Source organism: Frigoribacterium sp. SL97 (assembly GCF_026625765.1).
In the GTDB taxonomy this organism is placed as follows: domain Bacteria; phylum Actinomycetota; class Actinomycetes; order Actinomycetales; family Microbacteriaceae; genus Frigoribacterium.
Map to the genome: position 1 here is coordinate 3,645,064 of NZ_CP113062.1, position 18,922 is coordinate 3,663,985.

General features: G+C 73.1%; 16 protein-coding genes. 10 read left to right on the forward strand and 6 right to left on the reverse strand.

Annotated features, from left to right (window positions below; genetic code table 11):
• Positions 1–138 precede the first annotated feature (138 nt).
• Entirely contained in the window at positions 139–891 is a 753-nt protein-coding gene (locus OVA02_RS17805) for an Ltp family lipoprotein (protein ID WP_056049421.1), read from the forward strand.
• Positions 892–1,019: 128 nt separating this feature from the next.
• Positions 1,020–1,700, forward strand: coding sequence for a hypothetical protein (locus OVA02_RS17810; protein WP_267658946.1), 681 nt, complete (start codon positions 1,020–1,022; stop codon positions 1,698–1,700).
• 145 nt (positions 1,701–1,845) lie between these two features.
• On the opposite strand, the gene OVA02_RS17815 is transcribed toward OVA02_RS17810, so the two are convergent.
• From OVA02_RS17815 to OVA02_RS17825, 3 genes are all read right to left on the reverse strand, one after another.
• Positions 1,846–2,796, reverse strand: coding sequence for an acetamidase/formamidase family protein (locus OVA02_RS17815; RefSeq protein ID WP_123572045.1), 951 nt, complete (start codon positions 2,794–2,796; stop codon positions 1,846–1,848).
• Positions 2,793–4,247 carry an APC family permease gene (locus OVA02_RS17820; RefSeq protein ID WP_056049559.1) on the reverse strand — a complete coding sequence of 485 codons (1,455 nt, stop codon included), beginning with the start codon at positions 4,245–4,247 and terminating at the stop codon, positions 2,793–2,795. Before OVA02_RS17820 ends, OVA02_RS17815 begins: the two co-directional genes overlap by 4 nt.
• Before the next feature lie 155 nt (positions 4,248–4,402).
• Positions 4,403–5,329: a proline iminopeptidase-family hydrolase gene (locus OVA02_RS17825; protein ID WP_267658947.1), complete on the reverse strand. Its 927-nt coding sequence runs from the start codon at positions 5,327–5,329 to the stop codon at positions 4,403–4,405.
• Between the two features lie 127 nt (positions 5,330–5,456).
• Between OVA02_RS17825 and OVA02_RS17830 the strand changes: the two genes are divergently transcribed.
• From OVA02_RS17830 to OVA02_RS17840, 3 genes are all read left to right on the forward strand, one after another.
• Positions 5,457–6,257, forward strand: a complete 801-nt coding sequence (locus tag OVA02_RS17830) for a FadR/GntR family transcriptional regulator (protein WP_267658948.1) — start codon at positions 5,457–5,459, stop codon at positions 6,255–6,257.
• Between the two features lie 157 nt (positions 6,258–6,414).
• Positions 6,415–8,133 (forward strand): glycoside hydrolase family 13 protein, encoded by a 1,719-nt coding sequence (locus tag OVA02_RS17835; RefSeq protein WP_267659724.1) that lies wholly within the window; start codon positions 6,415–6,417, stop codon positions 8,131–8,133.
• A gap of 139 nt (positions 8,134–8,272) precedes the next feature.
• Positions 8,273–8,941, forward strand: coding sequence for a hypothetical protein (locus OVA02_RS17840; protein WP_200413086.1), 669 nt, complete (start codon positions 8,273–8,275; stop codon positions 8,939–8,941).
• Between the two features lie 133 nt (positions 8,942–9,074).
• On the opposite strand, the gene OVA02_RS17845 is transcribed toward OVA02_RS17840, so the two are convergent.
• Positions 9,075–10,070: a siderophore-interacting protein gene (locus OVA02_RS17845; RefSeq protein ID WP_267658949.1), complete on the reverse strand. Its 996-nt coding sequence runs from the start codon at positions 10,068–10,070 to the stop codon at positions 9,075–9,077.
• 203 nt (positions 10,071–10,273) lie between these two features.
• On the opposite strand from OVA02_RS17845, the gene OVA02_RS17850 reads away from it, so the two are divergent.
• From OVA02_RS17850 to OVA02_RS17870, 5 genes are all read left to right on the forward strand, one after another.
• Positions 10,274–11,836, forward strand: coding sequence for a pyridoxal phosphate-dependent decarboxylase family protein (locus tag OVA02_RS17850; RefSeq protein ID WP_267658950.1), 1,563 nt, complete (start codon positions 10,274–10,276; stop codon positions 11,834–11,836).
• Positions 11,833–13,275 carry a lysine N(6)-hydroxylase/L-ornithine N(5)-oxygenase family protein gene (locus tag OVA02_RS17855; protein WP_267658951.1) on the forward strand — a complete coding sequence of 481 codons (1,443 nt, stop codon included), beginning with the start codon at positions 11,833–11,835 and terminating at the stop codon, positions 13,273–13,275. The genes OVA02_RS17850 and OVA02_RS17855 overlap by 4 nt, the downstream gene beginning before the upstream one ends.
• The gene (locus OVA02_RS17860) at positions 13,272–15,719 is read left to right on the forward strand and encodes a GNAT family N-acetyltransferase (protein WP_267658952.1); all 2,448 of its coding nucleotides are present in this window, start codon (positions 13,272–13,274) and stop codon (positions 15,717–15,719) included. Before OVA02_RS17855 ends, OVA02_RS17860 begins: the two co-directional genes overlap by 4 nt.
• 376 nt (positions 15,720–16,095) lie before the next feature.
• Positions 16,096–16,596: a MarR family winged helix-turn-helix transcriptional regulator gene (locus OVA02_RS17865; protein WP_267658953.1), complete on the forward strand. Its 501-nt coding sequence runs from the start codon at positions 16,096–16,098 to the stop codon at positions 16,594–16,596.
• Between the two features lie 117 nt (positions 16,597–16,713).
• Entirely contained in the window at positions 16,714–17,220 is a 507-nt protein-coding gene (locus OVA02_RS17870) for a mycothiol transferase (RefSeq protein ID WP_159825830.1), read from the forward strand.
• Between the two features lie 111 nt (positions 17,221–17,331).
• Here the strand turns inward: OVA02_RS17870 and OVA02_RS17875 are convergent, their stop codons facing one another.
• Together OVA02_RS17875 and OVA02_RS17880 are read right to left on the reverse strand one after the other, a co-directional pair.
• Entirely contained in the window at positions 17,332–17,985 is a 654-nt protein-coding gene (locus OVA02_RS17875) for a hypothetical protein (RefSeq protein ID WP_267658954.1), read from the reverse strand.
• Positions 17,982–18,713 carry a hypothetical protein gene (locus OVA02_RS17880; protein ID WP_267658955.1) on the reverse strand — a complete coding sequence of 244 codons (732 nt, stop codon included), beginning with the start codon at positions 18,711–18,713 and terminating at the stop codon, positions 17,982–17,984. Before OVA02_RS17880 ends, OVA02_RS17875 begins: the two co-directional genes overlap by 4 nt.
• Positions 18,714–18,922: the final 209 nt, after the last annotated feature.

An 18,922-nucleotide genomic window follows, 5' to 3' on the forward strand; every position in this document is an offset into this window, starting at 1 on the left:
GTTGCCGACCAGTCTCGCACCCGGTCCGGGCGACGCGTCTCGCCCCCGCCCCGGACGATGAGCCTGGCGTCCCCCGGCCCGCCGACGCGCCCCGTTCGAGGGTGAACCCGTCTGTCCGCCACCTGGCAGGCTGGGAGCATGACGACCGAGAGCCCGCTGGGGGGCGGCTCCGACGAGCGACGCCCCTCCGCCGACCAGCCGACCACCTCCTACCCCGCGACGGGGACGTCGACCCCGCCGACCCGACCGGGCCGCCCGATCGGGCTCGCGATCGCCGCCCTCGTCGTGGGCATCGTCGCGTTCCTGCTCGGCCTCGTGCCCGTGGTGGGCACGATCGTCGGACTCGCCGCCGTGGTGCTCGGCATCATCGCGCTGCTGCGGCACCAGTCGAAGGTCATGGCGTGGATCGGCCTCGGCCTGGGAGCCGTCGCCACCATCGTGTCCATCGTCGTCGCCGTCGGCCTCGGCGCGGCGATCGACAGCGTGCAGCAGGACGACCCGGCCGTGACCGCCACCTCCGAGCCCGCCCCCGTCCGCACCTCGTCGACGCCTGCGCCCACCCCGTCGGCCACGCCGTCGTCGGCGGCCGCCGACGTGCCGGCCGACCACTCGGACGCCCTGGCGGACGCCGAGACCATCGCGAACGGCCTCGGCAGCAGCAAGCTCGAGACCTACGCGAAGCTCGTGGCCGGCGGCGCCTCCGAGGCCGCGGCGCAGTACGCGGTCGACACGGTCGACGCCGACTGGCAGGCCAACGCCGTCCGCAAGGCCAAGGCCTACGCGGCGGACGGCATGACGGGCGACGTGCTGCGCAACCAGCTCGTCAGCGAGTACGGCGAACAGTTCACCGCCGAGGAGGCCGACTACGCCCTGGCGCACCTCGACGACTGACGCCTCGTGACGCGATCGTGATCCTGGCCGGCCCGACCTCATCCTCTGGGACGAGTGCTCGGGCCGGACCGGTCTGTAGCGTCGAGAGCGACCACCGGAGGACGACCGGAGGCCAGGAGGGCACGACCATGAGGAGCACGACCACGATGCGCACCGCCATCGGCACGGGGGCCACGGCCTGCCTGATCCTGGTGCTGACCGCAGGCTGCACGGGCGGCGCCGGCGACGCGACGCCGAGCCCGTCCGAGACGAACTCCGCGTCGCCGTCCTCGGCCACCGGCACGGCCACCGCCACGCCCGCCCCCACGCCCGCGCCCACCGAGACCGCCGGCCCGGTCGCCCTCCCGGTCGACTGCACCGACATCGTCGACCAGGCCACCTACGCCTCGACCTTCGGCGACATCCCGCTCAACCCGGTCGAGTTCGGCGGCTCGGGCACCAGCTCGGGCGTGGTCACGCCGACCACCCCGCCCGCCGGGGCCGGCGCTCGTGACGTCGTCGGGGCGGCGACCGAGCTGTCCTGCCTCTGGCGCGATCCGCGGGCCGACGTCTCGGGCATCTCGGTCGCGATGGGCCACCTCGAGCCCGCCGCCGGCGCCGCGGCCCTCGACGGTCTCGCCTCGCAGGGCTACACCTGCACCTCGGTCCACGAGGGGCGCAGCTGCCAGCTCGTGACGCCCGACCCGCTGTACCCGGTGGACCGCGCGCAGACCTACTGGCTGCGCGACGACGTCGTCGTCACCGTCGACCAGACGAACGTGCCGACGGACGACCTGATCGGCTCGATCGCGACGCGCCTCTTCGGCTGAATCCGCGCCTCCTGCACCTGTCGCACCGTGGACCGGACGTCGCACCGCCGAATTCGGCGGTGCGACGTCCGGTCGGGGGTGCGGCGCACACGCGGCGCACGCGCGGCGCACGCGCGGCACACGCGCGGCGCACGCGCGGCGGGCGCTACAGCACGTGCTTCGGCACGCGGTGCAGCGTGACCGCGCCGACGGCGTCGAACGGGTGCAGCGGGTCGGGGGCGACCGAGCCGGTCGGGCCCCCGAGCCTCGAGTGCCCCACGGCGCTGAGCACGGCGTAGGCGTCTCCGCGCGACCAGCCGTGGTCGTCCACGAGGAACGAGAAGGCGTCCTCGTACCCGCGGCGGATGCTCTCCTGCACCGGGTCGCCGAGGCCGACGAAGATCCAGTCGTCGGCGGTCTCGATGCGCGGCGCCCGCAGGCCGAGACCGGGCACCAGGTCGATGGAGACGACCGCCGTGCCCTCGGCCTCGATGGCCACGAACGACGACTCGCCCTCGGCCATGATCGCGTGCACGTCGCCGATCGACAGGTACGCCCCCTCGACCATGACCGGGAGGTAGACCGTCGACCCGACCGTGTTCTCGGTGACGTCCATGTTCCCGCCCTGGGCGTACGCGGGCATGATCGTCGAGTTCTCGCCCTCGGCGGGCGCCGTGCCCATGCAGCCGATCATCGGCCGGGCCTCGAACACGTGCCGGTCGGTGACGTGCACCCCGTCGGAGTCGATCGGCACGCGGCGGGTGAACATCTCGTCGCCCATGACGTGCTGCAGGGCCCCGGAGCCGGGCAGGCTGACCGACCAGCCGTGCTCGATGAGTCGGATCTCGTGCACCGTGACGGCGAGCGCGTCGCCCGGCTTCGCGCCCTCGACGTAGACCGGCCCGGTGACCGGGTTGATCGGCACGGACAGCTTCGCGAGGTCGTGGTGTCGGTGCAGCTCGGCGTAGACCGCGTCGCTCGTCTCGAACCCGATGCGTTCGCCGGTGCCCGGCTCGATGCGCAGGGCCGGCGGCACCGTGGCCGTGAAACCGGGGCGACCGTGCTCCTTGCCGAGGAAGTGGTCGATCCCGTCGCGGGCGGCGTCCTCGGCGGTCATGCGTCGCGCCGTTCCGAGTCGGCCGCGGGCACCGACGTGACCGCCGGCTCGTCCGCACCCTGCCCGAGGGACGGCGCCGCGCCTCCTCGGCTGCGGTAGTAGAGGAACACGCCCGCACCGAGCACCAGCCAGACGAGCCCGCCGATCTTGGCCTCGGGTGCCGCGTTCACCAGCACGTAGCCGATGATCAGGAACCCGACCACGGGCACGACGAGGTGCAGCAACCAGTTGCGCGACTTCTTCTTCACGACGTAGTGCACCACGACGGACACGTGCAGCAGCATGAAGCCGAACAGCGCCCCGAAGTTGACCAGCGACGAGATGACGTCGATCTGGCCGACGAAGAACAGCACGAGCACGGCCGAGAGCGCCGACACGACGAGGATCGCGGCCTGCGGCACCTGACGCGTGTTGATCTTCGACAGGAACGCCGGCAGCTGCCCGTCGCGGCTCATCGAGAACAGCAGACGCGACGTCGCGGCCTGGGCGGCCATGGCGTTCGCGATGCCGACGGCCAGCACGTTGACGACGAAGAACGCCGTCGCCCACCCGCTGTTCGACGCCTCGCGCACGAGGTCGAAGAAGGCGTTCCCGGCCTCGCCCTCGGGGAACGAGTCGCGGCCGCCGGCCAGCGCGCTGGCCAGCCAGGTCTGCAGGATGAAGCAGAACGCCACGATGAACAGCGCGATGATCATGGCCTTGCCGGCCCCGCCGCGCTTGCCGGTGCTCTCCTCGGCGAGGGTCGAGATGCCGTCGAAGCCGAGGAAGCTCAGCACGGCGATCGACAGCGCCGAGGCGATCAGGGGGGCGGTGACCTTGCTGGAGTCCCAGATCGGGTCGGTCGTGAACTCGGCACCGGGGATCGTGCCGCCGTTGAGCGCGGTCACCGCGATGATGACGAAGATCACGATGAAGACGACCTCGATGGCGAGGAACACCCGGTTCATCAGCTTGATCGAGCTGATGCCGAGCAGGTTCACGGCGGTGTTGACGGCGACGAAGATCAGCGCCCACATCCAGCGTGCGGTGCCCGGGAAGATGCCGATCATCGACTCGGCGGCGAAGACGTAGAGCAGCGTCGGCACGAGCAGGTAGTCGAGCAGGATGGCCCAGCCGGCGAAGAACCCGGCCACGGGGTGGATGCCCCGCCCGACGTACGAGAAGACCGACCCGGCGAGCGGGATCGACTTGGCCATCTGCGCGTAGGCGAGCGCGGTGAAGATCATCGCGACGAGGCCCACCAGGTAGACCAGCGGCACCATGCCCGAGGAGGCGTTGTAGACGGTGCCGAAGATCGCCCAGGGCGCGATCGGCACCATGAAGATCAAGCCGTAGATGAGCAGGTCGACGGTCGAGACCGACCGCTTGAGTTCTTGCTTGTAGCCGTACTGCTCGAGCTGCTGCTGGTTGCTCAGCTCACCGCCGGAGGCGGCCTTCGTGGGCAGGGACATGGTGTGCTCTCTCGCTCGGGTGGGGATCGGGTCGGTGCGGATGCGGATGCGGGTGCGGGTCGGGGGTGCGGGTGGGACGCGGATCGGTGCGGATCGGTGCGGGTCGGTGCGGGAGGCGCGGGCCGCGTCGGTTCAGGAGGCGCGGTCCGCGCTGGTCAGGAGGCGCGCCCGGCGTCGCGCAGCTCGTCGTGCGCCGCCAGGAACGGCGCGACGACGGCCCGGAACTCCTCGGGCTGTTCGAGGTGTGAGCAGTGGCTGGCACCGGCGAACACGTGCGACCGGACGTCGGCGATGCCGTCGACGAAGGGCTGCCAGGTGGCGGGCGTCGCCTCGTCGAACTCGCCCGCGACGACGAGGGTCGGCGTCGTGATCGCCGGCAGGCGGTCCACGACGGTCCAGTCGCGCAGCGTGCCGATGACGTGGAACTCGTTCGGCCCGTTCATCGTGTGGTAGACCGTCGGCTCGGCCTCCATCTGCTCCTCGCTGTCGACGAAGTCCTGCGGCATGGGCACCACGCGGCAGACGTGCCGCTCGTAGAACGCCTGGGTGGCGGCGAGGTACTCGGGGTCGGTGGTCGTGCCGTCCGCCTCGTGGCGTGCCAGCGCCTCCTGGGTGTCGGTCGGCAGCTGGTCGCGCAGCTCGGCGGCGCCCTCGACCCAGAGCTGCATGGACGCGGGCGAGTTGCAGATGGCCAGGCTCGCCAACCCGTCCGGCGTCGTCACGGCGATCTCGGCCCCGAGCATGCCGCCCCACGACTGGCCGAGCAGGTGGTACCGCTCGAGGCCGAGGTGCGCCACGAGGTTCGCGAACTCGGAGACGAAGAGGCTGGGCTGCCAGAAGTCGACGGGCGCGTCGGGCAGGTGGGTGCTGCGGCCGCAGCCGAGCTGGTCGTAGTGCACGACGGTGCGGCCGGTCTCGTCGGCGAGGGCCTCGAGGTTGCGAAGGTAGTCGTGGGCCATCCCCGGGCCGCCGTGCACCACGACGAGGGGCAGCGCACCCTCGCGCGGCTCGTCGGGCGTGGTGACCCGGTACCAGGTCTCGGCGTCGTGGAAGGCGGCGGTGCCGTTGGTGATCGTGGACATGCGGGTGAGCATGCACCCGGCTAAGGTCTCGCGACAAGACCTTTCGCGATGCCTTAATCTGCTCGTAACACGACGAGACCTCGACGGCTGCACGCACGACGGGTCGGCGAGCCGGGACGGGGACGCGATGGGCCAGGACGACAGCCGAGGAGGCGCGGGCGCCGCGCGCTCGGACGTCGCGGTCGACGGCGGCCTCGGTGGCGCCCTCGGGGCCCCTCTCGCCCCCACGACCCGGGTCGACGACCTCACCGACCGCCTCGTCACGGCCATCACCATCGGCGAGTACCTGCCCGGCTCGCGCCTCCCCGCCGAGCGCGACCTCGCCGCCTCGCTGCGGGTCGGCCGCATGACCGTGCGCGCCGCCCTGGCCCGACTCGTCGAGCAGGGGTTGATCGTGACGCAACGCGGGCGCGGCGGGGGCTCGTTCGTCCAGGCGCCGGCACCGGGTTCGGGCACCGACGTCGTGCGCCGCACGCTCGCCGCGCGCTGGTCCGACCTGCGCGACACGAGCGAGGCGATCAGCCGACTGCACGGCGTCGTCGCCGAGGCCGCGGCCGAGAACCGCACCCCGGACGACGTCGACCGGCTGCACGACCGGCTCGAGGGCTACCGCGGCGCGGCGTCGGGCCTCGCGTCGCAGAAGGCCGACGAGGCGCTGCACGTCGCGATCGCCGAGGCCGCCGGCAACGCCACGCTGCGCGGGGTGCTGTTCGACCTCGAGGCCCGGGTGAGCATCTCGGCGCCGGCGCACCTCTGGGGCGGGCCGGACGGCATGCGCGAGATGGAGCTGCGCGCCCTCGCCGACCACGAGGCGCTCGTCGCCGCGATCTGCGACGGGCGTGCGGCGGACGCCGCGGCCATCGCCCGCGAGCACGTCAAGATCGACCTCGAGCTGCTCGAACGCGAGCTCGGTCGCGCCGCGCACTGACCCCGCACCCGCGCCTCCCCGCCTCCGTCCCCGCGCCTCCTGAGCCCCTGCGACCACTGGGGTCTCGGTGCCGCGGCGCGGCCGAGGCCGGCCGTGACAGGCTGGGCGCGTGAGCGACTCGACGACGAACGACACCACCCCCACGACCGCCGGAGGCGTGGCGCACGGCGCCCCGCCCGTCACCACCCCGCCCGCCTGGTGGACGACCGCGACGGTCTACCAGATCTACCCGCGCAGCTTCGCCGACTCGAACGGCGACGGGGTCGGCGACCTCGGCGGCATCCGGCAGCGGCTCGGTCACCTGCACGACCTCGGGGTCGACGTGATCTGGCTGTCGCCGATCTACCGCTCGCCCCAGGCCGACAACGGGTACGACATCAGCGACTACGACGACGTCGACCCGCTGTTCGGTACGCTCGCCGAGTTCGACGCCCTGATGGACGAGGTGCACGCGCTCGGCATGAAGCTGGTCATGGACCTCGTCGTCAACCACACGAGCGACGAACACCCGTGGTTCGTCGAGGCCCGGTCGTCGCGCGACTCCCCGAAGCGCGACTGGTACCTCTGGCGCGACCCGCTGCCGTCGGGCGAGGGGACCGACGCCGCGGGCACGCCCGGGGCCGGCACCCACCCGACCGCCTGGCGCAGCGCCTTCAGCGGCCCGGCCTGGACCCTCGACGAGCCCACCGGCCAGTACTACCTCCACATGTTCGCGTCGAAGCAGCCCGACCTCAACTGGGAGAACCCCGACCTGCGCCGGGCCGTCTTCGACATGATGAACCGCTGGCTCGACCGGGGCGTCGACGGGTTCCGCATGGACGTGATCAACCACATCGCGAAGGAGCCCTCGTCGCTCGCGCCCGGAGCCTCGCACTTCGTCATGGGCGGGCAGATCCACGACCACCTGCGCGAGATGCACCGCGAGGTCTTCGCCCACCGCACCGACCGCGAGCTGATCACGGTGGGCGAGATGCCGGGGGTGACGGTCGACGACGCCCGGCTGTTCACGGCCGCCGACCGGCACGAGCTCGACATGGTGTTCCAGTTCGAGCACGTCGGCCTCGACCACGGACCGGCCTCGAAGTTCGACAACCTGCCGTTCGACCTCGTGGCGCTCAAGCGCTCGCTGTCGCGGTGGCAGGAGGGCCTCGCCGACCAGGGCTGGAACAGCCTCTATCTCGGCAACCACGACCAGCCGCGGTCGGTCTCGCGCTTCGGCGACGACGGCCGCCACCGGTTCGAGTCGGCGACGCTGCTCGCCACCGTGCTGCACCTGCACCGGGGCACGCCGTACGTCTACCAGGGCGACGAGATCGGCATGACGAACGCCGGGTTCACCGCGGTAGAGCAGTACCGCGACATCGAGTCGATCAACTGGTTCGACGAGTCGGTCGCGGCGGGGGCCGACCCCGAGGGCCTGCTCGAGGCGTTGCGCTTCCGCAGCCGCGACAACGCGCGCACCCCCGTGCCGTGGTCGGGAGGCGCGGCGGCGGGCTTCAGCACCGGCACCCCGTGGATCGAGGTGGTCGCGAACCACGACACCGTGAACGTCGACGCCGACCGTGCGGCGGGTGACCGCTCGGTGTTCGAGCACTACCGGCGGTTGATCGCACTGCGACACGAGTCGCCCGTGGTGGCGCTCGGGTCGTTCGAGCTGCTCGCTCCGGACGACGAGCGGCTCTACGCGTTCACCCGCACGCTCGGCGACGAGCAGCTGCTCGTGCTGGCGAACTGGTCGGGCGAGGCGTACGAGCTCGACCCGGCGCTCCACCCGGCACTGCGGCGCCGGTCCGTGCCGCAGGTCGTGATCGGCAACGTGCCCGGCGGGGGCGGGCTGACGCTCGCGCCCTGGGAGGTGCGCGTCCTGCGGGGCTGACCCGCGCCTCCTCGGCTCTCCCGCGCCGCGCCGCGCGGGGATTCGCACCGTCCGCTGAACGTCGCACCGCCGATGTTCGCGGTGCGACGTTCAGTGGAGGGTGCGACTCGCGCCCCCGGGACGCGCTAGCGTCGGCGAGGTGAGCGATCCCGACGACGCGCCCGCGCCTCCCGACGACCCGGCACCCGCCGAACCGGCACCCGCCGAGCTCCCGCACGGCTGGGTGCGCGTCGGCGAGCGCCGCTGGTGGTCGACGTGGGTCGGGGCGACGACCGCGTTCGCCTTCTTCGCGGTGATCCAGGCAGTCCAGTTCGTCTTCCGCATCGCCGAGATCAGCTTCCGGTGGGATCTCGCCCTGTTGGTGGCCGTCGGGGTGACGGTCGGGATCTTCGCGCTGATCACGGTGATCCGGAACGCCCGGGCCCCGCAGCCCTGGATCGACCTCGACTCCGGGCAGCTGCGCGCCGGCACCCGCCGCCCCGTCCCCCTGGCCAGGGTCGACCGTGCCGTCCTGACGACGGCCCCGCTCGGCAACGGCGGCCGCGTGCTCGTGCTCCGCCTGACCGCCAAGGAGGCGCGGGTCGACTTCATCCTGCGCGACCGGAAGGACGCGACCCTCGACCCGACCTCGACCGCCGTGTTGGCGGAGGCGCTGCGCCGCACCTCCGTCGCCATGCCGACCTCGATCCACGACCCCACCGGCCGGTTCGCGCGGTACAACTTCCCCGGCCACGTCGACCGCGACGACGCCGTCGCCCTCGTCGAGCACCCGCCCGCGGCCGGCGACCCGCTGCCCGCGGCCTGGTGACCGCGACTGGTGACCGGTTCGCCCTCGAGCGCCCTCGTCCGAGACCACGTCGCACCACCGTCGCGTCGTCGAACCACGCAGAAGGTGGTTCCCCGACGCAACGGTGGTGCGACCTCGCCGACGGGTCCCGGACTCAGCGCTTCCAGTACCCCGAGAACGTGATGCGGTTCTTCGGCAGCCCTGCCGCGTGCAGGTGCCGCCGTCCGCCGGTCGCCAGCGCGGACTCGCCCACGACGTAGGCGTAGGCCCGCGGGTCGGCCGCCGACCGGGCCAGCAGCGCGGCGAGCGCCCCCTCCCCGGGCGCGACACCCCCGGCACCCTCGGCACCCCCGGCACCCCGACCGTCTACGTCGTCGTCGCCGCCGAGCGGCCGGCTGCCGGACCCCAGGGCGCCGAGCGCCCGGGCGTCGAGCTCGTCCCGCACCACCCACGTCACCTCGACGCCGTCGGGCGCGTCGAGCGGACGCACGTCGGCCCGGGTCGGCACCTCCTGGATCACCGACCCCACGGAGGCGCGGTGCAGCGACCGCACGATGCCCTCCGTCCCCGGCAACCCGGTCTCGTCGGCGACCAGGTGGATCTCGGTCGCGTCGTCGGGGGCGTTGAAGAGCACGCCCTGGTCGAGCAGGCCGAGGGCGTCGCCGGGGCGGGCGGCGCAGGCCCAGATCGCCGCGCCTCCTTCGAGTTCGCCGGACCCGCCGCGGTGCAGCACGAAGTCGATGTCGAGCTCGGCGCGCGAGGCCCCGCCCGCACCGGCCGCACCGGCACCCGCGCCGGCCGCCCCCGCACCCGCACCCACACCGGCACCCGCTTCCGTCCCGGCCGAACCCGCCGGCCGGAACTCGCGCACCGTGTAGTTCGCGCAGTGCGGCCGCTCGGCCTCGGGGATCGCCAGGTACTGCGCGTACCAGAGCGACGTGGTCGCCCGCGGCAGCCTCAACGAGTCGCTGCCGGGCACCGGCAAGAACAGCCGGAACCACTGGTCGAAGCCCATGCCGCCGAACTCGTGCAGGTCGTCGCCGACGACGGTGACGCGCTGGAAGCTCGGCGAGACGCGCTCGGAACGCAGCACCTCGAGGCGGTGCACTCGGGGGTCGGCGGGCTTGACGGGCGGACGGCGGGTCGACATAAGGTAAGGCTAACCTAACGAACCGCGGGTCGCATCCGACGTCGACGACCACGCCTCCGACGGGCACACCGACGTCGAGCCACCCGCACGACCCGCACCACCCGCACCACCCGCACCACCCGCACCACCCGCACCACCCGCACCACCCGCACGACGCGCGACACCGCGCCCTGCCCCACCGCTCCACGATCCGAAGGAGACCCGTGTCCGAACGCCACGCGTCCGCACTGCTGACCACCGCGACCGCCGACGAGTACGAGCGCCTCACCGGCGCCGCCGTCGCCCGGATCGCCGACCGCTTCCGCACGACGCGCCAACCCTTCTCGGGCGAGAGCCGTGCGCACCTGCAACACCTCGTCGACGCCGTCGACCTGGACGCCCCGGGCACCGGCCTCGACGACGCCCTGCGCGAGGTCGACGAACTCTTCACGGCGAACGCCGTCTGGTTCCACGACCCCGCCTACCAGTCGCACCTCAACTGCCCGGTCGCCCTCCCGGCGGTCGCCGCCGAGGCCGTGCTCGCCGCCGTCAACCCCTCGGTGGACACCTACGACCAGTCGGCCGTCGGCACCCTGATCGAGCGTCGCCTCGTCGACTGGACCGCCGAGCGCATCGGCTTCGACCCCGCCACCCGCGACGGCGTCTTCACCTCGGGCGGCACGCAGTCGAACCTGCACGCCCTGCTGCTCGCCCGCGAGCACGCCACGGCGCGCGCCCGCGCCGACGCGAGGGACGAGGAGGCGCGGCTGCGGGGCACAGCCGCCCCCGGCCACCGACCCGTGCCGCGCGCCACGGCACTGCACGACCTGCTCGGCCGCATGGTCGTGGTCGCCACCGCCGAGAGCCACTTCAGCGTGCAGAAGTCGGCTCGGCTGCTCGGCCTCGGCGAGGACGCCGTCGTGACCGTCCCCACCGACGACGCCGGTCGGATGCGACCCGAGGCCCTCGCGGTCACCCTGGACGCCCTCGTGCAGGCCGGACACCTGCCGGTCGCCGTCGTCGCGACCGCCGGCACGACCGACCGCGGCTGCCTCGACCCGCTCGCCGCCGTCGCCGAGGTCTGCGACCGCACGGGCGTGTGGCTGCACGTCGACGCGGCGTACGGCGGCGGCCTGCTCGTGTCGCCGACGCGTCGGCACCTGCTCGACGGCATCGAGCACGCCCGGTCGGTCACGGTCGACTTCCACAAGACGTTCTTCCAGCCGGTGTCGTCGAGTGCCCTCATCGTGCGCGACGGGCACGACCTCGACCCGGTCGCCTGGCACGCCGACTACCTCAACCCGCTCACCGACCCCGAACCGAACCAGGTCTCGAAGTCGCTCCAGACCACCCGACGGTTCGACGCGCTCAAGCTCTGGGCGACGCTCCGCGCCCTCGGCGCCGACGGCGTCGGCGAGCTGGTCGACCGGCTGATCGACCTGGCGGCCGGGGCCCACGACCTGCTGCGGGGCGACGACGAGTTCGTGCTGCTCGCCGAGACCCAGCTCAGCACGGCGCTGTTCCGCTGGCAGCCGTCCGGCGTCGACGACGCCACCGCCGACCGGCTCGTCCCCCTCGTCCGACGCGTGCTCTTCGAGTCCGGCAGGGCGATCGTCGCGAAGACCGTGGTCGACGGGCGTCCCTGCCTCAAGCTCACGCTGCTCAACCCGGACGCGGGTCTCGACGACGTGAGGGGCGTGCTCGAGCTGGTCCGCGCCTCCTCGTGGGCCCTGCTCGAGAGCGACGCCCCCGCCCTCGTCGCCGCCGGGACGGAGGTCGCCCGATGACCGCCGCCACCACGGCAGCCGCAGCCGCCACCCCGCGCGACGCCCCGCGCCTCCACGACCTGGTCGGCATCGGCCTCGGCCCGTTCAACCTCGGACTGGCCGCCCTGACCGACCCGCTCGACGACGTCGACGCGGTGTTCCTCGACGAGAACGACGGCTTCGCCTGGCACCCCGGCATGATGATCGAGGGCGCCACGATCCAGGTGCCGTTCCTGGCCGACCTCGTGACGATGGCCGACCCGACCTCGCGCTTCGGGTTCCTGAACTGGCTGAAGGCGACCGGGCGGCTCTACCCGTTCTACATCCGCGAGGAGTTCTCCCCGCTCCGCGCGGAGTACGACGCCTACTGCCGCTGGGTCGCCGACCAGCTCGACACCCTGCGGTGGGGTCGACGCGTCACGAGCGTCGACGAGCAGCCCGACGGGACGTACGTCGTGACCTCGCGACGTGCTGCCGACCAGGCCGTCGAGACCTGGCACGCCCGACACGTCGTGCTGGGGGTGGGCACCGAGCCGCGCCTCCCCGAGCCGCTGCAGCGCCTCGCCGACCGGGGCGACGCCCACGGCCGGGGCGACACCCACGGCCGGGTCGTGCACAGCGCCGACTACCTGACGGCCCGCGACCGCCTGCGCGCCGCCGACTCGGTGACGATCGTCGGCAGCGGGCAGTCGGCCGCCGAGATCTACCGCGACCTGCTCGACACGACCCGCGTCGGCGACCGACCGGGGCACCGGCTCGACTGGGTCACCCGTTCGCCGCGGTTCTTCCCGATGGAGTACACGAAGCTCACGCTCGAGCTCACGAGCCCCGAGTACACCGACCACTTCCACTCGCTGCCGCGCGAGACCCGCGACCGCCTCGGCCGCGAACAGCGCAGCCTCTACAAGGGCATCAGCGGCGACCTCGTCGACGACGTGTACGACACGCTCTACCGGCTGAGCGTCGACGGGCCGGTCGACTCGACCCTGCTGACCGAGACCGAGCTGGTCGACGCCCGGTGGGTCGACGCCGACGAGCAGCTCGAGATCACGGTCCGGCACGCGCAGCTCGGCACGACGACCACCCGCCGCACGGACGCGCTCGTCGTCGCGACGGGCTACGCCGCACGACTGCCGTCGTTCCTCGACGCCCTCGGCGATCGCGTCGACCGGGACGACCTCGGCCGCCTCGCCGTGGCCCGGGACTACTCGATCGACGGGGGCCGGGGACGGCTGTTCGTCCAGAACGCCGAGGAGCACACCCACGGCCTCACCGCCCCCGACCTCGGCTTCGGCGCCTGGCGCAACTCGAGCATCATCGCCTCGATCACCGGCCGCGAGATCTACCCGATCGAGCGCCGCATCGCCTTCCAGACCTTCGGCCGGCCCGACGGGCCGACATCGACCGCGACACCGACAGCGACACCGACACCGACCGAGGAGGCGCGGGTCACCCGATGAGCACCACCCACGACACCGAGGCGCTCGCGCCCGAACTCGCGCCAGCAGCCTCGCCCGCAGCGCCCGCGGCACCCGCAGCGCCGTCCCGCACCGACGAGGGGGCGACGGGCGTGGCGTTCTCGCGCCGCGCCTCCTGCGGGCTCGTCACGATCGAGCCGTTCGCCGCGGACCCCTACGCCGTCTGCCTCCGCCGGTGGTTGGCGCACCCGGCATCGGCCGCCTGGCAGATGGCGGGCCTGAGCACCGACGAGGTGCGCGCCTACCTGGCCGCGATCGACGCCGACCCGCACCAGCAGGCCTGGCTCGGGCGGGTCGACGGCGAGCCGACGTTCTTCGTCGAGACCTACGACCCGGCCGAGGTGCTGCTGACCGAGGTGCACGACGCCGAGCCCGGAGACGTGGGCATGCACCTGCTCGTCGCTCCCCCGCGCGGGCAGCGGGTGCACGGCCTGACCAGCGCCGTCATGGCGAGCGTCGTCGACTTCGTCTTCGAGATCGAGCGGGCGAGGCGCATCGTCGTCGAGCCCGACGTGACCAACGACCGCATCGCGGCGAAGAACGACGAGGTGGGGTTCCGGGCACTCGGCGACGTCGAGCTGCCCGACAAGACGGCGCGACTCTCGGTCCTGACGCGACACGACCGGGCGGCGGCGCACCTCGCGCCCGGCCCCGTGGACTGGGCTCATCGGCACCTGGTGACCAAGGCGTTGAGCGAGTTCGCCCACGAGCGGCTGATCGCCCCGGTGGCCGACGACGACGCCGCGACCGCCCCCGCAGTCGACGACGACGACGCCGACGCCGCTGCGACGGACGGCGCCTGGCGGGTCGCCCTCGACCACGACGGCCACCGGATCGACTACCGGTTCACGGCCCGCCGGCTGACCCTCGAGCACTGGGCGATCGACGACACGACGGTCACCCGCACGATCGACGACCGCCCCGAGCCCCTCGACGCCCTCGCGTTGGTCGTCGAGCTGGACGACCTGCTCGGCATCCCCGAGTCGCTGCTCGCCACCTACCTCGAGGAGGTCTCGTCGACCCTGGCGAGCGCCGCCTACAAACGTCACCGGGGCGGCCCGACCGCCGAGCGGTTGACCACCGCGGACTTCCAGACGGTCGAGGCGGCGATGACCGAGGGGCACCCGGGCTTCGTCGCGAACGCCGGGCGCATCGGCCTCGGACTCGACGAGTTCCACGCGTTCGCCCCCGAGGCCGCGGCTCCCGTCCGGCTGGTCTGGTTGGCGGCGCGTCGGTCGGTGACGCACCTCGCACTCGGGGCAGGACTCGACGAGAGGACGCTGTGGCAGGCCGAGCTGGGCCCCTCGACCGTCGCCCGGTTCGACGCGACCCTCGCCGCGAAGGGCCTCGACCCGGCGGGGTTCCACTACCTGCCGGTGCACCCGTGGCAGTGGCAGCACCGCGTCTCGATCTCGTTCGCCCCCGACGTCGCCCGGCGTGATCTCGTGCTGCTCGGCGAGGGCGACGACACGTACCAGGCGCAGCAGTCGATCCGCACCTTCGCGAACCGCAGCCGGCCCGACCGGCACTACGTCAAGACGGCGCTGGCGATCCAGAACATGGGCTTCGTCCGCGGTCTCTCGCCGGCCTACATGAGGCCGACGCCCGCGATCAACGACTGGGTGCACGACCTCGTGCACACCGACGCGACCCTGCAGGAGGCGCGGTTCCGGGTCCTGAGGGAGCGCGCCTCCGTCGGCTACACCGGTGACGCCTACCACCTGACGACGACGTCGTCGCCGCACCGGAAGATGATCGCCGCGCTCTGGCGCGAGAGCCCGGTGCCGCTGGTCGGCCCGGGTGAGCGGCTCGCCACGATGGCGGCGCTGCTGCACCGCGACGGCGCCGGCGACGCACTCGCCTCGGCCCTCGTGAAGGCCTCGGGGCTCTCGGCCGAGGACTGGCTGCGGTCGTACCTGCACGCCTACCTCCGACCGGTGGTGCACTGCCTGCGGGCGCACGACCTGGCGTTCATGCCGCACGGCGAGAACGTCATCCTCGTGCTCGAGGGGTGCGTGCCGACGGCCGCGTTCATGAAGGACATCGGCGAGGAGATCGTCGTCGTCGCCCCGCGCGAGGTCCCCGAGGCGGTGCGGCGGACCGTGCACCCGGTCGACGACCGCGAGAAGGCGTTGGCGGTGTTCACGGACGTGTTCGACGGGGTGTTCCGACACCTGGCCGCCATCCTCGACGGCGACGGCGTGCTGCCCGCGGCCCGGTTCTGGGCGCTCGTGGCCGAGTGCGTCGAACGGCACGCCGACGAGCACCCCGACCTGCCGGGGTCGGTCGACCTGCGGGCGGCGCGCTTCGACCACTCCTGCCTCAACCGGCTGCAGCTGCGCGACACGCGCCAGATGGTCGACCTCGCGGCGCAGTCGTCGTCGCTGATCTTCGCCGGGACGCTGGCGAACCCGATCGCGAGGTAGGGGCGGCGCCCCGGGGCGGGGGCGGTCGGGCCGCCTCCGCCCCTGGGAGGTGGCGGTCGATTCACGGTCGACCACCACCCGATCCGCGCAGGGCCACGGGCCGTGCGGGCCGCCGCCGATCACAGGGGAGAACCATCGGCGGCGGGTCGAGCTGCTCGAGCGACGATACCGCCGTCGAGTTGCTTGGACTTGAAGATACTCGCCCGACAAGGGGAAGGCAACGACCGAGCGCTGGGCATTCGCTGCACGGAGGCGGGTGATTCGAAGCTCGAACAACTCACTCGGCGAGGTATCGTGGCCTCCGTGGCGTCCGTCGCCGCGCCTCCTCGTCTTCGCTCCGTCCTCGCGTCGCCGTCCCGCCAGCAGAGAGCCCACCATGTCCGACGTCTCCCCTCAGCCGCCCGCCGGCTCCCTTCCGCCCCTCGACGACGAGGGCCAGTTCGACGTGACCCTCGTGCTCTCGGCGTACGCGTCGCTGCAGCGACAGGGCGAGCGCGTGCAGAAGGTCGTCGCCGACCACTTCGGCATGGGCACCACCGACCTCCGCTGCCTGACCTTCATCGCCACCGACCACGACACGACCCCGAAGCGCGCCGCCGAGTTCCTCGAGCTGTCGACCGGGGCGACGACCAGCCTGGTCGACCGGCTCGAGAGCGGCAGGTACATCTCGCGCCAGCCGCACCCCTCCGACCGGCGGAGCGTGCTGCTCGAACTGGCCCCGGCCGGGCGCGAGGCGATCGACCAGATCCACGACTTCTACCGCCGGGCGTTCCGCGACGCGGTCGACCCGAACCACCTCGACTTCCTCGCGGCGGCGATGCGCGCGATCGGCGACTCGTTGACGCGCGCGGCGGCCGGCGACGACGCCGTCGGCTGAGCGACCCCCGCCGCCACCGCCGCCGCCACCGCCACCGCCGGGTCGAACCACCGATGTGGCGTCGGGATGGTCCGCGCGACCTGCACGGGCGCACGCGGCCGGTCGTAGGGTGGGTCGATGACCCCCTCGGACGTCCTCGTCGAAGCCTTCTCGCGCCTCCCCGCCATCGCCGTGCGGGCGGTCGCCGACCTCTCGGTCGACGACCTCGCCTGGCGCCCCGACGACGAGGCGAACACGATCGCCTGGCTCGTCTGGCACACCGCGCGGGGGCAGGACGTCCAGATCGCCGACCTCGCCGCGTCGGAGCAGGTCTGGACGGCCGACGGCTGGGCCGAGTCGTTCGCGCTGCCGTTCTCGCCCGCCGAGATGGGCTACGGCATGTCCCCGGCCGACGTGGCCGCGGTGCGGGTCGACGCCGAGCTGTTGATCGGCTACCTCGAGGCCGTGACGCTGCGGACGCGCGGCTACCTCGACGACCTCGACGGCGCCTCGTACGACGACGTGGTCGACGAGGCCTGGGACCCTCCGGTCACGGCCGGCGCCCGTCTCGTCAGCATCCTCAACGACTGCGTGCAGCACCTCGGCCAGGCCTCCTACGTGCGCGGCCTGCTCGACCGCCGCTAGCCGCCCGGCTGCCGGCCGCCCCACCGAATGCCAGCAATCCGCCGAGACCCTCTTGCGCGCGCGGGTGTCTCGACGACTTTCCGGGGTCTCACCAACGCAGGAGGCGCGGGTTCAGTCCTCGAGGGACGACGGGAAGTCGGTCGGCACCGTGAATCCGAGCCGCGCGGCCAGTTTGTCGAGCTCGGCCCGGCGCGCCTCGTACTCGGCGGCGAGCACCGGACCGACGACGGCGTCCGCGTGTGGCCAGCTGCCGTCGGACGTCGCCTCGCGCCACAACTCGATCGACGTGAGCGCGGATCGCGTGGCCACGCAGGCTCTGGCGAGGTCCACGACGTCCGCCACGGGGGCGTGCCCGGCTTCCGCCCACTGCCGCACCTCGACGGGCACGTACTCGAGGACGCCGGGCGTCTCTGCTCGTGAGCGATGCCCGGCACGCACCCGTCCGCGCGTCCCGAGCCCGCCGATCCAGCGGGCGAGGGCACGGAGACCCGCCGACGTCGCCGCGCCCGCGGATGCTCCGGCGGCCGCGGGCACGACGAAGGACGGTGGTTCCCGCCAGCCCGCCACGTCCCAGGCGAGCCACCAGGCGACGGCCACCCCGAGCGCCACGCCTGCCCAAGAGGCCACGCGCCTGCCCGCCGAACCGTTCGAGACGAAGGCCCGGCGACGCACGACCTCCAAGGCGACGTCGAGAGGGACGGACGGATCGGTGACGAGGTAATGGGTCTCGTCGCCTGCGCGGGCGACGCTCACGAAGGCCGTCATGCCGCGTCGTCCCTCATGAGCACGGGGTCGGGGTCGAACCCCAGCGGTCCCGCGACGACCCGGAGCGCCTCGGCGGCGTCGCCGATCGCCGAGCTGAGGGCGACGAGCGGCCGGGCGTCCGTGCGGCGGTCGAGTGGGAACTCGAGCTGAGGTCCCGGGTCGCCCACGAATTCCAGTGCTCCGTCGCCGTCCACGTCGACGTACCCGTGGAGGAGTTCCTCGACCGTCCACGAGGCCTCGACGAGTTCCGTGTACAACGACACGGCCTCGTTCAGTCGCCACACGTCCGAGGCGAGCGTCTCGTCGGTGACCCACCCGAGTACGTCGTCGTCCACCTCGACGATGCCGGGCGCCGTGACCGGTACCGGCAGGTCGGGAGTCGTCACCGCCCACACCCCCCTCGCGGCGAGACCAGCGGCGCCGAACAGGACGATCCCGCCGACGAGGTTGACGGTCCCCTCCGCAAGCGCCTCGGTCAGCTGCAACGCATCGACCACGTCGTCGATGCCCGCGCCACCCGCCACGACCACCAGCACGAACGCGAGCAGCGGCGCGTACCGCACCACCCTCCGCACCGGCCCGACGTACGTCCCCGCGTTCCGCCGCCGCAGCTCGGCCACCGCCGCCTCGGCCGCCGCCGCGTCGAGCGACGGGTCGACGACGTGCCAGCGCCTCCGGTTCTCCAGGCGCACGCGCAGCAGGCCGGGGCGGTCGCGGATCGGGGGCACATCGAGAGACTAGGGGGCGTGCGGCCTGCCCGCCGCGCCCCCGTCCACGGGACGTCCGCCGCGGGCCGGCGGCGCGCCTCCTCGGCTCGTCTGCCTCGCACGGCGCCCGCACGACGAAGAACCCCGTTCCGGACGATGCACCCACGCGATGCGGGGTCCGTCGTCCGGAACGGGGTCCGAGAGCAGGAGGCGCGGTGTGAGCCCCCGAG